The organism is Pseudomonas sp. NFACC51 (assembly GCF_900103575.1).
In the GTDB taxonomy this organism is placed as follows: Bacteria; Pseudomonadota; Gammaproteobacteria; order Pseudomonadales; family Pseudomonadaceae; genus Aquipseudomonas; species Aquipseudomonas fluorescens_Q.
Map to the genome: position 1 here is coordinate 93,959 of NZ_FMXH01000012.1, position 14,461 is coordinate 108,419.

At 60.4% G+C, this 14,461-nt stretch carries 14 protein-coding genes; 8 read left to right on the plus strand and 6 right to left on the minus strand.

All coding sequences use genetic code 11. The annotated features are described in order from the left end of the window. Window positions 1-45: 45 nt before the first annotated feature. Complete coding sequence (gene ompR / locus BLT00_RS22060) at window positions 46-786, plus strand: osmolarity response regulator transcription factor OmpR (RefSeq protein WP_003196691.1); 741 nt, start codon at window positions 46-48, stop codon at window positions 784-786. Window positions 787-900: 114 nt separating this feature from the next. Further along, complete coding sequence (locus BLT00_RS22065) at window positions 901-2,214, plus strand: ATP-binding protein (RefSeq protein ID WP_063323417.1); 1,314 nt, start codon at window positions 901-903, stop codon at window positions 2,212-2,214. A gap of 70 nt (window positions 2,215-2,284) precedes the next feature. On the opposite strand, the gene rimK is transcribed toward BLT00_RS22065, so the two are convergent. Together rimK and BLT00_RS22075 are read right to left on the minus strand one after the other, a co-directional pair. Further along, on the minus strand, window positions 2,285-3,190 hold the full coding sequence (rimK, locus tag BLT00_RS22070) for a 30S ribosomal protein S6--L-glutamate ligase (RefSeq protein ID WP_003196697.1): 906 nt from the start codon (window positions 3,188-3,190) through the stop codon (window positions 2,285-2,287). After that, the gene (locus BLT00_RS22075) at window positions 3,187-3,651 is read right to left on the minus strand and encodes a retropepsin-like aspartic endopeptidase RimB (RefSeq protein ID WP_170845936.1); all 465 of its coding nucleotides are present in this window, start codon (window positions 3,649-3,651) and stop codon (window positions 3,187-3,189) included. The genes rimK and BLT00_RS22075 overlap by 4 nt, the downstream gene beginning before the upstream one ends. Before the next feature lie 254 nt (window positions 3,652-3,905). On the opposite strand from BLT00_RS22075, the gene BLT00_RS22080 reads away from it, so the two are divergent. The 3 genes from BLT00_RS22080 (at window position 3,906) to BLT00_RS22095 (ending at window position 7,170) form a co-directional block, all read left to right on the plus strand. Continuing rightward, window positions 3,906-4,310 carry an RNA-binding S4 domain-containing protein gene (locus tag BLT00_RS22080; protein WP_072342873.1) on the plus strand — a complete coding sequence of 135 codons (405 nt, stop codon included), beginning with the start codon at window positions 3,906-3,908 and terminating at the stop codon, window positions 4,308-4,310. Between the two features lie 234 nt (window positions 4,311-4,544). Beyond that, a complete protein-coding gene (hslO, locus tag BLT00_RS22085; RefSeq protein WP_063323416.1) occupies window positions 4,545-5,447 on the plus strand; it encodes an Hsp33 family molecular chaperone HslO in 903 nt (300 codons plus the stop codon). 178 nt (window positions 5,448-5,625) lie between these two features. Further along, the gene (locus BLT00_RS22095; RefSeq protein WP_060739668.1) at window positions 5,626-7,170 is read left to right on the plus strand and encodes a phosphoenolpyruvate carboxykinase; all 1,545 of its coding nucleotides are present in this window, start codon (window positions 5,626-5,628) and stop codon (window positions 7,168-7,170) included. Window positions 7,171-7,239: 69 nt separating this feature from the next. Here the strand turns inward: BLT00_RS22095 and BLT00_RS22100 are convergent, their stop codons facing one another. From BLT00_RS22100 to BLT00_RS22110, 3 genes are all read right to left on the minus strand, one after another. Continuing rightward, on the minus strand, window positions 7,240-7,593 hold the full coding sequence (locus BLT00_RS22100) for a DUF1493 family protein (protein ID WP_092146557.1): 354 nt from the start codon (window positions 7,591-7,593) through the stop codon (window positions 7,240-7,242). A 390-nt stretch (window positions 7,594-7,983) separates the two neighbouring features. After that, entirely contained in the window at window positions 7,984-8,250 is a 267-nt protein-coding gene (locus BLT00_RS22105) for a hypothetical protein (RefSeq protein WP_092146555.1), read from the minus strand. 312 nt (window positions 8,251-8,562) lie between these two features. Beyond that, window positions 8,563-9,627, minus strand: a complete 1,065-nt coding sequence (locus BLT00_RS22110) for a S8 family peptidase (protein WP_092146554.1) — start codon at window positions 9,625-9,627, stop codon at window positions 8,563-8,565. 250 nt (window positions 9,628-9,877) lie between these two features. Between BLT00_RS22110 and BLT00_RS22115 the strand changes: the two genes are divergently transcribed. From BLT00_RS22115 to BLT00_RS22125, 3 genes are all read left to right on the plus strand, one after another. Then, window positions 9,878-11,806, plus strand: a complete 1,929-nt coding sequence (locus BLT00_RS22115; protein ID WP_092146552.1) for a RecQ family ATP-dependent DNA helicase — start codon at window positions 9,878-9,880, stop codon at window positions 11,804-11,806. A gap of 107 nt (window positions 11,807-11,913) precedes the next feature. Next, on the plus strand, window positions 11,914-13,140 hold the full coding sequence (locus tag BLT00_RS22120) for a 3-hydroxyacyl-CoA dehydrogenase (RefSeq protein ID WP_092146550.1): 1,227 nt from the start codon (window positions 11,914-11,916) through the stop codon (window positions 13,138-13,140). Between the two features lie 47 nt (window positions 13,141-13,187). Further along, complete coding sequence (locus BLT00_RS22125; protein WP_092146548.1) at window positions 13,188-13,607, plus strand: acyl-CoA thioesterase; 420 nt, start codon at window positions 13,188-13,190, stop codon at window positions 13,605-13,607. A gap of 78 nt (window positions 13,608-13,685) precedes the next feature. On the opposite strand, the gene BLT00_RS22130 is transcribed toward BLT00_RS22125, so the two are convergent. Beyond that, window positions 13,686-14,165 (minus strand): glycine zipper domain-containing protein, encoded by a 480-nt coding sequence (locus tag BLT00_RS22130; RefSeq protein ID WP_058544959.1) that lies wholly within the window; start codon window positions 14,163-14,165, stop codon window positions 13,686-13,688. Between the last annotated feature and the right edge of the window lie 296 nt (window positions 14,166-14,461).

The window sequence follows — 14,461 nt, forward strand, 5'->3', positions numbered from 1 at the left end:
ACGGCAGCTAGGCCATAATGCGCGCCGAGATCAAAGGAGCTTCCTATGAGCAGCACTGCACAAACTGCTGAAGGCGAAAAAATTCTTATTGTTGACGACGATCCGGGGCTGAGCAGCTTGCTGGAACGCTTTTTCGTCAGCAAGGGCTACCGCGCCCGCACCGTACCGAATACCGAGCAAATGGATCGGTTGCTGGCCCGTGAAGTGTTCAACCTGGTCGTACTCGACCTGATGCTGCCCGGTGAAGACGGCCTGACCGCCTGCCGCCGCTTGCGCGGCGCCAACAACCAGATCCCGATCATCATGCTCACCGCCAAGGGCGACGAGCTTAGCCGTATCAAGGGCCTTGAACTGGGCGCCGACGATTACCTGGCCAAGCCGTTCAACCCCGACGAGCTGATGGCCCGCGTCAAGGCGGTGCTGCGTCGCCAGTCGGCGCCGGTGCCTGGCGCGCCGGGCAGCGAAGACGAAAGCGTGACTTTCGGCGACTACGAACTGTCCCTGGCCACCCGTGAGCTCAAGCGCGGCGATGAGGTCCACATGCTCACCACCGGCGAGTTCGCCGTGCTCAAGGCCCTGGTGATGAACGCCCGCCAGCCGCTGACCCGCGACAAACTGATGAACCTGGCCCGTGGTCGTGAATGGGATGCGCTGGAGCGCTCCATTGACGTGCAGATTTCCCGTCTGCGCCGGATGATCGAACCCGATCCTTCCAAGCCGCGGTACATCCAGACCGTCTGGGGCGTGGGTTACGTGTTCGTACCGGATGGCGCCGCCAGCAAGTGATCGGCGATTTGTAGGAGCGGGTGGCCTGGCCGGTTGAAATGTCTTCTTCCAGGCGACTCGCGGTCTGTCATTGTGCGAGCATCGCTCGCTCCTGCAAGTGTGTAGCGGTTATTCATGAAAACCCCCGTTTGGTTCCCCCAGAGTTTCTTCTCCCGCACCCTCTGGCTGGTGCTGATCGTCGTGCTCTTCTCCAAGGCGCTGACGCTGGTGTACCTGCTGATGAACGAAGACGTTCTCGTGGACCGGCAGTACAGCCACGGTGTTGCCTTGACCCTGCGGGCCTATTGGGCGGCGGACGAAACCAACCGGGCGAAAATTGCCGAGGCGGCGACACTGATCCGCGTCGTCGGTGCCGGCGTGCCGGAGGGCGAGCAGCATTGGCCCTACAGCGAGATCTATCAACGCCAGATGCAGGCCGAACTGGGCGCCGATACCGAGGTGCGATTGCGCATGCATTCGCCGCCAGCGCTGTGGGTGCGGGCCCCGAGCCTGGGGGATGGCTGGCTGAAAGTGCCGTTGTACCCGCATCCGCTGCGTGGCCAGAAAATCTGGAACGTGCTCGGCTGGTTCCTGGCCATCGGCCTGCTGTCGACGGCATCGGCGTGGATCTTCGTCAGCCAGCTCAATCAACCGTTGAAACGCCTGGTCTACGCCGCCCGCCAACTAGGCCAGGGGCGTAGCGTGCGGCTGCCCATCAGCGATACGCCCAGCGAGATGACCGAGGTCTACCGCGCCTTCAACCAGATGGCCGAGGATGTCGAACAGGCCGGGCGCGAGCGTGAGTTGATGCTCGCGGGTGTCTCCCATGACTTGCGTACGCCGCTGACCCGGTTGCGCTTGTCACTGGAGTTGATGGGCGAGCACACCGACTTGACTGACGAGATGGTCCGCGACATCGAGGACATGGACGCGATTCTCGACCAGTTCCTGGCGTTCATTCGCGACGGTCGTGACGAGTCTGTGGAAGAAGTGGACCTCAGTGAATTGGTGCGGGAGGTGGCTGCGCCCTATAACCAGAATGACGAAAAAGTGCACCTGCGCCTGGAGCCGATCCAGCCTTTCCCCCTGCGCCGGGTGTCGATGAAGCGCTTGTTGAACAACCTGATTGGCAATGCGCTGAACCACGCTGGCACCGGCGTCGAGGTCGCGGCCTATGTCTCCGGTGACACCAGCGCGCCTTACGTGGTGCTGAGCGTCATGGACCGAGGTGCCGGCATCGATCCCTCTGAGCTGGAAGCCATTTTCAACCCGTTCACTCGCGGCGATCGCGCCCGGGGCGGGAAGGGCACGGGGCTGGGCCTGGCCATCGTCAAGCGCATCGCCTCGATGCACGGCGGCAACGTCGAGTTGCGCAATCGCGCCGGTGGTGGGCTGGAGGCTCGGGTGCGGTTGCCGTTGGGGCTGATGCTGCCAAGGGATGCGGTATAGGGGCAGCTGCAAGTCGCGAGCTTCAAGCTGCAAGTTGAACCGGCTTGGCTTAAAGCTTGAAGCTGCTCTTCTAGCCCTTTCCTTTGGTCCGGGTCATGTTCGGCCCGCCATTCTTTTCCAGGTGTTCGATGATGATCCCTGCCACGTTCTTGCTTGTAGTGGTCTCGATTCCTTCCAGGCCTGGCGAGGAGTTGACCTCCATCACCAGCGGCCCGTGATTGGAGCGCAGGATGTCCACGCCGGCCACGGCCAGGCCCATGACTTTCGCGGCCCGCAGGGCGGTCATGCGTTCTTCCGGGGTAATCTTGATCAGGCTGGCACTGCCGCCGCGATGCAGGTTGGAGCGGAACTCTCCGGGTTTGGCCTGGCGTTTCATCGAGGCAATCACTTTATCGCCGACGACGAAGCAGCGAATGTCGGCGCCACCGGCTTCCTTGATGTATTCCTGGACCATGATGTTCTGCTTCAGGCCCATGAATGCCTCGATCACCGACTCCGCCGCGGTCGCGGTTTCACACAGGACCACGCCGATGCCTTGGGTGCCTTCCAGCACCTTGATCACCAGTGGTGCGCCGTTGACCATCGCGATCAGGTCGGGAATGTCGTCGGGGGAGTGGGCAAAACCGGTGACCGGCAGGCCGATCCCGCGTCGTGACAGCAGTTGCAGCGAGCGCAGCTTGTCCCGGGAGCGGGCGATGGCCACCGACTCGTTGAGGGGAAACACCCCCATCATTTCGAACTGGCGCAACACGGCGCAGCCATAGAACGTCACCGATGCGCCGATGCGCGGGATCACCGCGTCGAACCCTTCCAGCGGCTTGCCACGGTAGTGGATCTGAGGCTTGTGGCTGGCGATGTTCATGTAGGCGCGCAGGGTGTCGATCACCACCATTTCATGGCCTCGTTCGGTCCCGGCTTCAACCAGACGACGAGTGGAATACAGACGCGGATTACGCGACAGCACAGCGATCTTCATGCAACACCTGTGGCAGAGGTAGTGGACACCGGGAATGCCGGCTTGTCTTGAACGTATTTGATACCCGGATTGACCACCAGTTGGCCGTCGATCAAGGCTTTGGAACCCAGTAACAGGCGGTATCGCATGGACTTGCGGCAGGCGAGGGTGAACTCGACCCGCCAGATCCGATCACCCAGTGCCAACGTGGTGCTGATCACGTAGCGGACCTGAGCGTGGCCGTTGGAGCTTTTTATTGTCTTGCGGGCCACCAGCGGGGCTTCGCAGCGGCGATGGCGCAATTGCACGACCGTACCGAGGTGGGCAGTGAAGCGCACCCACTTTTCGCCATCGCGCTCGAATGGCTCGATGTCTGTGGCATGCAGGCTGGAGGTGCTGGCGCCGGTGTCGATTTTTGCCCGCAGGCCCACGACTCCCAGATCCGGGAGCGCCACCCACTCGCGCAGACCGACAACGGTCAAATGGTCAAAAGTCTTCAATAAAAAAACCTGCGATCAGTACATCGGATCGTGGACTCCGCGAATCGCGGTATTCACGCAGAATAATCACAAAATGGCGACAGTTATCTACGCGCTTGTTTGTGCTTGTAACCGATTTCTAGCCAAGCCATGCATGTGGAGGCGATTTGGCGGACATTCTATCCGTCGGCCCGGATTCGTGCGCTCGACAAAAACGGTAGTACAGTTCCGGCAATTGGCAGAAAAGAGGAATGGCAGTGGCACAAAAAAAGGAAGAGGACGACAAGGTCCGTCTCGATAAATGGTTGTGGGCGGCGCGATTCTACAAGACGCGGGCCCTGGCCAAGACCGCCATCGAGAGCGGCAAGGTTCATCACCGCGGAGAACGTTGCAAGCCGGGCAAGGAGCCACGCGTTGGCGATGAATTTGTCATTCGCACCGGCTTCGATGAAAAGACCGTGGTGGTCGAAGCTTTGTCGATCGTGCGTCGCGGCGCACCTGAAGCGCAGGCGCTGTATCGTGAGACCGAAGCCAGCATCGCCAAGCGCGAAGCCGCCGCCGCGCAACGCAAGGCCGGCGCCCTGGGGGTCAGCACCGATGGCAAGCCGAGCAAGAAGCAGCGCCGGGACCTGTTCAAATTTCATGGCAGCAATAACGAATAAAGGCTGGCGCAAGGCCCGTGGCGAGGGAGCTTGCTCCCGCTGGGCTGCGTAGCGGCCCCGAAATCTGACGGTCGCTGCGCAACCGAGCGGGAGCAAGCTCCCTCGCCACAATGACAATTCGGATTGAGTCATCGGTCTCTTCCCGTCAGGCAAACCCAAGCCTTGCTTGGAACCCACCGGCAATGCCCATAAAATGCCCGCCATCATTTGTCATCACCTCAGATACCAGACCCTATGACTGATTTACCGGATACCGACTACACCCAACGTTTCATCTTCGATGACAGCGACGCCCGTGGCGAGCTGGTGGCGTTGGAGCGTAGCTACGCCGAAGTCCTCGCCAAGCACCCCTATCCGGAGCCGGTCGCACAACTGCTCGGCGAGCTGATGGCGGCTGCGGCGTTGCTGGTGGGCACCTTGAAGTTCGATGGCTTGCTGATTCTCCAGGCGCGTTCCGAAGGTCCGGTCCCGCTGCTGATGATCGAGTGCTCCAGCGAGCGCGAGATCCGCGGCCTGGCCCGTTATCACGCCGAGCAGATCGCGCCCGACGCGACCCTGGCCGACATGATGCCCAACGGCGTACTGGCCCTGACGGTGGACCCTACCCATGGCAAGCGCTACCAGGGCATCGTCGATCTCGATGGCGTGACCCTGGCTGAATGCTTCACCAACTACTTCGTCATGTCCCAGCAGACCAATACCCGCTTCTGGCTCTACGCCGACGGGCGGCGTGCCCGCGGTCTGCTGTTGCAACAACTGCCTGCCGATCGCCTGCGTGACCCGGAAGAGCGCGACGCCAGTTGGCAGCACGTTACCGCTCTGGCCAGCACCCTGAGCGCCGATGAGCTGTTGAGCCTGGACAACGAAACCGTGCTGCATCGCCTCTATCACGAGGAGCAGGTACGCTTGTTCGACGGACAGCCGTTGCGCTTCCAATGCAGCTGCTCTCGTGAACGTTCTGCCAATGCGCTGGTCAGTCTGGGTCTGGAAGATGCGCAGCAACTGGTGATCGAGCATGGCGGTGCCATCGAGATCGATTGCCAGTTTTGCAACGAGCGCTACCTGTTCGACGCGGCGGACATTGCGCAATTGTTCGCCGGTGCGGGTGTCGACACACCGTCAGATACTCGTCACTAAAACGGTTCAGCGCAGGTAAATCTCCTGGCAAACGCCGGATTTACGCCGTACTGACGGGAGGGCCCTACTCTTTTTGGGGTTTTCTGGCATAATCCGGCCCACTTTTTTCGGGTAGTAGTGCGCGACTTCCTACTACAAAACGTTTGGAGCACTCGGCCATGGGCCGACGGGGAATCTCATGACGCAAGCCAATAACGCCGTGTACACCGATCTGAGTGTCGATGATCTGGTCAAAGAAGCCCTGAATCGCGGTGAAGGCGAGCTTGCCGATACTGGCGCGCTGGTTGTTCGTACCGGTCATCGTACCGGTCGCTCGCCAGTCGACCGTTTCATCGTGGAAGAGCCAACCACCCAGGACGCCATCGCCTGGGGCCCGATCAACCGCAAGTTCCCGGCCGACAAGTTCGATGCCTTGTGGAACCGCGTTGAAGCCTACCTGGGCGAGCGCGAGCGTTTTGTCTCCCATGTGCATGTAGGTTCCGATCCTGCGCACTACCTGCCGGTCAAAATGACCACCGAGACGGCCTGGCACAACCTGTTCGGTCGCTGCCTGTTCATCAACCCCGAGCAGTACAACGCCGGCGGCAAGGATGAGTGGCAGATCCTCAACGCGCCGAACTTCGTCTGCGAGCCTGAGCGCGACGGCACCAACTCCGACGGTACCGTGATCATCAATTTCGCGGCCAAGAAAGTGCTGATCGCCGGCATGCGTTACGCCGGTGAGATGAAAAAAGCCCTGTTCTCCGTGCAGAACTTCCTGCTGCCAGCGGTCGATGTGCTGCCGATGCACTGCGCTGCCAACATGGGCGAAGAGGGCGACGTGACCCTGTTCTTCGGTCTGTCGGGCACTGGCAAGACCACCCTGTCTGCCGATGAAAGCCGTTACCTGATCGGCGACGACGAGCACGGCTGGGGCGTGGGCGTGGTCTTCAACATCGAAGGCGGTTGCTACGCCAAGTGCATCGACCTGTCCGAGAAGAACGAGCCGGTTATCTGGAAAGCCATCCAGCACGGCGCCGTGCTGGAAAACGTCGTCCTGGACCCAGTCACCAAGAAAGCCGACTACGCCGACGACAGCCTGACCCAGAACAGCCGCGCCGCCTACCCGCGTGAGCTGATCGAAAAACGCGCACCGAAAAACCTCGGTGGCGAGCCCAACGCCGTGATCTTCCTGACCTGCGACCTGACCGGCGTACTGCCGCCAGTGTCGATCCTCAGCGAAGAACAAGCCGCCTACCACTTCCTGTCCGGCTACACCGCGCTGGTGGGCTCGACCGAAATGGGTTCGGGCAGTGGCATCAAATCGACCTTCTCCACCTGCTTCGGCGCCCCGTTCTTCCCGCGTCCGGCCGGTGAGTACGCTGAGCTGCTGATCAAGCGTATCCGCGGCTTCGGCTCCAAGGTCTATCTGGTCAACACTGGCTGGACTGGCGGCGGCTATGGCGTCGGCAAGCGCTTCAACATCCCGACCACCCGTGCGGTGATCGCGGCGATCCAGAGCGGCGCGCTGATCGGTGCTGAAACCGAACACCTGGACATCATCAACCTGGACGTGCCGCTGGCTGTTCCGGGCGTCGAGACTGGCCTGTTGAACCCACGCAACACCTGGGCCGACAAAGCTGCCTACGACGAAGCGGCCAAGGCGCTGGCCGGGTTGTTCACCGAGAACTTCAAGAAGTTCGACGTGAGCGACGCGATCAAGGCTGCTGGTCCGCAGCTGTAAGGCTCGGTTAGCAGATGAAAAAGCCGCCCTCTTCAGGGCGGCTTTTTTGTGGGCGGCTTGTCTTACCAGCTAGGCGTTTTCCACTTCCTGCGTATCCCATCGTTGTGCCTTGATGGCCTTGTAGAGCATGCCGATGGTCAACGGCATCTTATTGCCACGGCCCTTGGCCCTGCGCTTTTGAAACACATCAAAGCCTTCCGGCTGGAAGTAGCGGTAAGCGTCATAGTCGACGAGATCGATGGCGAACCGCTCCTCCAAGGCTTCTATCAGCTGCCGGGCATCCGCGCCATCGCAGCCCAGATCGAAATTGATTGCCGTGCCCAGGCGAATGGTCTTGTGCTCGGGCAAGCCGATTTCTTCGTGGAGCAGTTCCATGAGTTGGCGCATGACCGGGTCGTCGGGGAAGTCTGGGCTAAGGCGCATGGTGAAATGTCCGGGCTGAAGGGGGGGGTCTATCGGGGTGAAAGTCTAGGGCGAATCGTTGCCCATTGGAAAAAGAAGAAAAGTCTCACAACAGTCTCGGAACCGTCTGGTAAGGGGGCTTTTGGTTGCTCGGTATGGTTTGCCGCGCCCTTCAATGGGGGTAATGCTGTTCACTTAAGGCCATCGACAAACCCGTGGCGAGGGAGCTTGCTCCCGCTGGGCTGCGAAGCGGCCCCTAAACCTGGCAAATGCGCAGCATCAGACACACCGCCCCCGCCGGTTTACGACTGCTTCGCAGCCGAGCGGGAGCAAGCTCCCTCGCCACAGGTCCATCATTTTCTTAAGTGAACAGCATTACCCTTCGAGGGCGGTTTTTTTATGGACGGCTAATTAACGCAACCGCTGCCGCACAACCTCCAGCAACTCGCTGCCATCTTGAGTCAACAGATAAAGCGCATGAACGATGTTGGGAATGTCTTTCACATCGGCATGTTTGAAGCATAGGCAGTGAAGGGTTTCGAGCAGGTCGCTGGACGCGCGGATTCGTTGGGCGGCGGCGTCGCAGAGGTCGTGGAGGTTGGCCTCGGTGTCGATGGCCAGAATCGGTGTGTTGTTGAGTCGCTGGTATCGATCGATGGGCGGAGTATCCGTATGCATTTGAGCCCTCTTCAGTACGATTTTCAATCGCGCCGAAACTATAGAGGGCTCCTTCCAGGCACCGCAATAGGACCTGAAAGGACAGCTTGTGTAGGACGTTTACCAGCGTCTGACGCTTGGATGAAATGTTTGCTCCAGGGCTAGCTGACCCGTCTTCATTTCCCATTCACCGTCTGGCCGATCCTACAAACTCGCTGTAGGGAAGGCTTAGGATGCGGCAGGCCATTTCCGACAGGCTAGTCATCTCGCCGTTACAGGAGCTGATGAAATAACAAGCGGTGGAAGCGAGCTCCACGTCGATGGTGCAGTACTTTAATCCGCTATGGGGGCGGGGACTCGTCGTGAGGCCGCCTCCAGATCCATCAACCCCCGGCCATAGGCCTCACTGTTGGCATAGATGCCCGTGCGGTTGGTTGTCGCCAGCAGATGCTCGCGCACCTGTTGCGGGTTGAGTTGCGGGTAAAGGCTTTGCAGCGCAGCCAGTGCGCCACTGACCAAGGCTGCGGCTGGAGACGTGCCGGCGGTTTGCACGTAACGACCCTCCTTGCCCACCGTGAGCAAGCCTGCCTGCGCCCCGGAGTCGCCGCCAGGTACGGCGATGCACCAGGCGGCTGCAACGCCGCAATAGTTGGATTTGCCATTGATCGCGCTGCCGTCGTTTTTCAGCGCAACCACCGCGAGCCACCCTTTTTCCAGTTCAGGCAAGGCCACCGGCAGCCCCGATTCGGCCAAAGGCTCACGCTTGAGTTCGTTACCTGTCGGGAAGACGAACACGGCGCCGTCCGCGACCAGTTTTCGAGCAACGGCCAGAGAGTCGGGCATGACCTGGTTGTAACGTGCCTCATTGATTTCGGTGGCGGGGATGGCGTTGGCCCACGAGTTGTTGAACAGGCGGGCGCCCTTGTCGAAGCCGCTTTGCCAGGATTGTGCGATTTCGCTGTCAAAGAAAAACGGCTCGTTGTCGTCGCCAAAACGAAAGGGGATCAACCGAGCGTTGAACGCGATGCCATGCATACCCTGGTCGTCCTTGTTGGCGGCGAGTATGCCGGCCATTTGCGTGCCGTGGCCGATGCGGTCAATCGTGCCTGGACGGTTTTCGACGTAATCGAATCCGGGATCGCTCAGTCGGTCTTCGAACTCCTTCAGGCGGGTGTCGAGCCCCGAATCGATCAGTGCGACCAGCACACCCTGTCCGGTGCCGCCACGGGCATATAACGCCGAGGCCTTGACGACGGCCAAGCCCTGCTGAGCGTGATACTCCGGTGTTTCGAACACGGCCGGTTCCACCCCGGAGGGTTCAGCAATGGTCAGGCAGCCGGCCAGCAGTGAGGCGGATGCTATCGCCAGGGCGCGTAGCACGGGAAACAGGTGTGGCATGGTTCGATCCTTGAAGAGAGTCTTGAGCGTCAGGCTTCCTGGCCTTGCTCATGAGTTGACGGCGCACCTTAACCCGCAAGCGAAGGGGGAACGAGGCATCAAAGTGCCCGGATTTGTATCACCTCGTGGCAAAGCAATCGGACGTTGAGGCTGTATCATCCGGTATCGTTTTTTACCCCGACCTTTTCTCGACGCGCTGCGCTGTCCCGCTAGTCTTTGGGTCTCGCAGCAGTCAAAGGAGCGACCGCTTATGCACAGCACCCTGGAACAGGTTTTCGGTTATCCACAGTTTCGCCCCGGTCAGGAGTCTGCCATCGGAGCAGTCCTGGCCGGTCGGTCGGCAGCGGCCATTTTTCCCACCGGTTCCGGCAAGTCCCTGTGTTATCAATTGCCAGCCCTGCTATTGCCGCACCTGACCCTGGTGGTTTCACCATTGCTGGCGCTGATGCAGGATCAGTTGGCGTTCCTGCAACGTCACGGCATCGCGTCGGCCAGTATCGATTCGGCCCAGAGCCGTGACGAAGCCAACGACGCCATGGCGCGGGCCCGTTCGGGGGAGTTGAAGATCCTGATGATTTCCGTGGAGCGGCTGAAGAACGAGCGTTTTCGCAACTTTCTGCAGCAGGTGCCGATCTCGTTGCTGGTGGTGGACGAGGCCCACTGTATTTCAGAGTGGGGGCATAACTTTCGTCCAGACTACCTCAAGCTTCCCGATTATCAGCGCCAGTTCAATATTCCCCAAGTGTTGCTGTTGACGGCCACCGCGACACCCAAGGTCATCGCCGACATGCAGGCGAAGTTCGCCATCGCCGCCGAGGATGTGGTGACGACCGGTTTCTATCGGCCCAACCTCAACCTGCTGGTCGAACCCGTGCGCGGTGCGCACAAGCGAGCACGGCTGGTGCAATGGCTGGGCGAACGTCCCGGGCAACCGAGCATCGTCTACGTCACCTTGCAGCGAACCGCCGAGCAGATAGCCGAACACCTGACCCAGCACGGCATCGGGGCCGAGGCCTATCACGCCGGTTTGCCCCACGAACAACGCGAAGCCATCCAGCGGCGGTTCATGGGCGGGCAGTCCAATTGCATTGTCGCGACCATTGCGTTCGGCATGGGCATCGACAAGAGCGATATCCGCAACGTGGTGCATTTCGACTTGCCCAAATCCATCGAAAACTACAGTCAGGAGATTGGCCGGGCCGGGCGGGACGGGCAACCGTCCGATTGCCTGGTACTGGCCAATCGCGACAGCCTCAACGTGCTGGAGAACTTTGTCTATGGCGATACTCCTGAGTTGGAGGGCATTCGTTGCGTGCTCGATGAGCTGAAGGCCGCCGCGCCCGATGGGCAATGGGAGTTTTTGCTAGGCCCCCTGGCGGACCAGAGCAACATCCGGCAATTGCCGCTCAAGACGCTGCTGGTCCAGCTGGAACTGCGCCGGCTGATCGCGCCGCGTTATGCCTATTTCGCGGAGTACCGCTTCAAGTTCCTGACTGAGCCACAAGAATTGCTGGAGCGCTTCGAAGGCGAGCGAAGGGATTTCGTCTCGGCCATCATCCAGACCTCCAGTCGCGCCCGGACCTGGGCCACGGTGAATTTCGACGGGATGTACCAGCAGTATCACGCTGAACGCAGTCGCGTGGTCAAGGCACTGGATTACTTCCAGGAGAAGGGCTGGATCGAGCTGGAAAGCAAGCAGATGACCGAGGTGTACAACGTGCTGGAGACGAATATGGATACGCAGGTCTTGGGCGCCGAACTCCATGCTTATTTCACCCGGCATGAACGCGGTGAAATCGCGCGGATCCATGCCATGCTCGAGTTGTTCGCCACCGACCGTTGCCTCGGTTATCGATTGGCGCAGTATTTCGGCGATGACAACGCGCCGCAGCAGTGCGGTCATTGCTCGGTGTGCCACGGACAGGTCGCTCAATTGCCGGAACCGCCGTCGTTGCCGGCACTTGTGGATAAAAACTTCGAGACGCTGTGCGGTGACTTTATCCACAGGCATGAGGAGCACACCGGCAACCCACCTTCCGCCGAGCGCTTGACCCGGTTTCTGTGCGGGATCAGCGTGCCGTTGTTCACCCGGTTGAAGGCGCGAAAGATCCGTGGATATGCCGCACTGGAGGAATATCCGTACGCAGAGGTTCGCCATTGGGCTCAAGCGCACCTGTGAACTGCATCCATCCGCTGAATGCCTTGCATCACACGAATAAATTTCAAAAACATTCGGCGGCTGACTAAGGTGAAGGCTGTCTTTGTATCGCCAACAAGAGAGCAAACATGAGCCAGACACCTTTCGATATTCAGCGTGCCGCGGTGGTCGGTGCAGGCACCATGGGCCGGGGCATCGTGATGTGCCTGGCCAACGCGGGCGTGGCGGTGCAGTGGGTCGACAACAATCCGCAGATGCTCGAGCAGGCACTGGTCGCCGTGGCCGAGACCTATGCCCATGGCGTGCGTCAGGGCCGTATCGATCAGGGTGAGGCTGACGCGCGGGTCGCACGGGTGACCCGTGCAGACGATTACGCGACGATCCGCAATGTCGATCTGGTGATCGAAGCGGTCTACGAGAATCTCGAGCTCAAGCAGAGGATTTTTCGTGAACTGGACGGTTTGCTCAAACCTGAGGCGATCCTGGCGAGCAACACCTCGGCGCTGGATATCGATGCGATCGCCGCCGCCACTCGCCGGCCAACCCAGGTGCTGGGCCTGCATTTCTTCAGCCCGGCGCACATCATGAAACTGTTGGAAGTCGTTCGTGGTGCGCAGACTTCCAAGGCGGTGCTGGACGCGGCCCTGGTGTTAGGCAAGCGCATGGGCAAGGTCAGCGTGGTATCGGGCAATTGCCATGGGTTCATCGGCAACCGGATGCTTCATCCTTATGTGTTGGAGGCTCGCAAGATGTTGCTCGAGGGGGCATTCCCCCATCAGGTCGATACGGCATTGCAAGGCTTCGGTTTCGCCATGGGGCCGTTTCGCATGTACGACGTCGTCGGGATCGACCTGGAGTGGCGCGCACGAGAATTGGCTGGAACAGGCCAGGATGCGCCAGAGGTCCAGGTAGACAACCGGCTGTGCGAACTGGGACGGTTCGGCCAGAAAAGCGGCAATGGGTATTATCACTATGAGCCGGGCAGTCGACAGGCCGAGCATGATGTCGAGGTCGATGCGCTGGTGCTACGGGTCAGTGAAGCGCTAGGTTTCCAGCGACGCGAGATTGGCCCGGAGGAAATCCTCGAACGGTGCTTGCTGGCGTTGGTCAACGAGGGCGCGAAAATCCTGGAGGAGGGCATTGCCGAGTCGGCCCACGACATCGATCTGGTCTACCTCAACGGCTACGGTTTCCCTGCGGACAAGGGCGGGCCGATGGCGTGGGCCGACGGGCAGGGGCTGGAGGATATCCACGCACGCCTGCTGGCGCTCGAAACGAAGCAGGGCGACCAGTGGAAGCCCGCGCGTCTGATTGGCGATCTGGCAGCGCAGGGCAAGGGTTTCGCGCAGGCCTGAGGCCGGGGCCACTTCAAGATCATTGAAACAACCGTAAAGGACACCTGATGCCCCAACGCAACGAATACCGACACTTGCAACCCATTACCACGCGCTGGCACGACAACGATGTGTACGGTCACGTCAATAACGTCACCTATTACAGCTTTTTCGATAGCGCTGTGAATACCTACCTGATCGAAGTCGGTGGTCTGGATATCCATGACGGAGAGGTGGTGGGGTTCGTGGTGAGTTCGGCCTGTGACTACTTTGCCTCAATCGCCTTTCCAGACCGGATTGAAATCGGCCTGCGGGTCGGGAAGCTGGGCAGCAGTTCGGTGCAGTACGAGCTGGCGGTGTTCAAGGTCGGCGAGGAGGAGGCCTGTGCGGCGGGGCGTTTTGTTCACGTATTTGTGGACCGGGCGTCGAATCGGCCGGTGGCGATTCCGGACCGGCTGCGTGGGGCTTTGGAACTGTTGGTGGTCTGAAACAAAAAATCGCAGCCTCCTGTCAGCTCTGGGAGCTGCCGGAGGCTGCGATCTTCAACGGGGGTTATCAGTCAGCCGTTAGTCGCGGTAGTAGCGATGATGTTTTTTGCGATGCCCGTAGGCATGGCCACGACCTGGGTGGCCGTCACGGTAGTAGCGGCGATCACCACGGCGACCGTCATAGTGACGATCATCGTCATCGTCCTTGCCCATGTAGTTACCCAGGGCACCACCAGCGCCGCCGCCCGCTGCCGCACCGATCAGGCTGCCAGTGGTGCCGCCGACGCTACGACCGACCACGTTACCGCCGGCTGCGCCCAGCGCGCCGCCGATCGCCGCTTCGCCGCGGCTGTGTTTGTCTGCACCGACTGCACTGCCGCCCGCGCCGCCCAGCGCCGCGCCGATAGTGGAGCCGGTGTTGCCGCCCAGGGACTGGCCGACGACCGAACCCAAAACCCCGCCCAATGCGCCGCCCACACCTGCTTCGGCAGTACCACCGGCAGAAGCGATGCCACTGGCCAGGCTAAGGGACAACAAGAGAATGGAGGAGAACTTCATAGAGGAGCCTCAAAGGGATGACGGCGCGATCCTGAGGCTGGCTTCGCTTGGTTACAATAGAAATCCGACGAGTAACACGACTTGTGCACAATTCTCTAAGTTATTGTTTTACGGTCGGAACTTAACGCGAATTGGCCGGTCTTTAGCTACTTCGGACAGGCCGTTTTCTAGGGAAAACGGCCTTTTTTGTGGGCGCTGGAAAGTACTCTGTAGCGAGGGGGTATTGCTGGGCTGCGACTCCCTTTTCTGGTTGCTGCGCAACCAAGCGGGAGCAAGCTCCCTCGCCACAATACTGT

Bases quoted from the DNA above. Each gene is read 5' to 3' on its own strand.
- BLT00_RS22065 (WP_063323417.1), top strand. From the start codon at position 901: ATGAAAACCCCCGTTTGGTTCCCCCAGAGTTTCTTCTCCCGCACCCTC.
- BLT00_RS22125 (WP_092146548.1), top strand. From the start codon at position 13,188: ATGCCCCAACGCAACGAATACCGACACTTGCAACCCATTACCACGCGC.
- BLT00_RS22105 (WP_092146555.1), bottom strand. From the start codon at position 8,250: ATGCATACGGATACTCCGCCCATCGATCGATACCAGCGACTCAACAAC.
- BLT00_RS22100 (WP_092146557.1), bottom strand. From the start codon at position 7,593: ATGCGCCTTAGCCCAGACTTCCCCGACGACCCGGTCATGCGCCAACTC.
- BLT00_RS22130 (WP_058544959.1), bottom strand. From the start codon at position 14,165: ATGAAGTTCTCCTCCATTCTCTTGTTGTCCCTTAGCCTGGCCAGTGGC.
- ompR (WP_003196691.1), top strand. From the start codon at position 46: ATGAGCAGCACTGCACAAACTGCTGAAGGCGAAAAAATTCTTATTGTT.
- rimK (WP_003196697.1), bottom strand. From the start codon at position 3,190: ATGAAGATCGCTGTGCTGTCGCGTAATCCGCGTCTGTATTCCACTCGT.
- BLT00_RS22120 (WP_092146550.1), top strand. From the start codon at position 11,914: ATGAGCCAGACACCTTTCGATATTCAGCGTGCCGCGGTGGTCGGTGCA.
- hslO (WP_063323416.1), top strand. From the start codon at position 4,545: ATGACTGATTTACCGGATACCGACTACACCCAACGTTTCATCTTCGAT.
- BLT00_RS22095 (WP_060739668.1), top strand. From the start codon at position 5,626: ATGACGCAAGCCAATAACGCCGTGTACACCGATCTGAGTGTCGATGAT.
- BLT00_RS22115 (WP_092146552.1), top strand. From the start codon at position 9,878: ATGCACAGCACCCTGGAACAGGTTTTCGGTTATCCACAGTTTCGCCCC.
- BLT00_RS22110 (WP_092146554.1), bottom strand. From the start codon at position 9,627: ATGCCACACCTGTTTCCCGTGCTACGCGCCCTGGCGATAGCATCCGCC.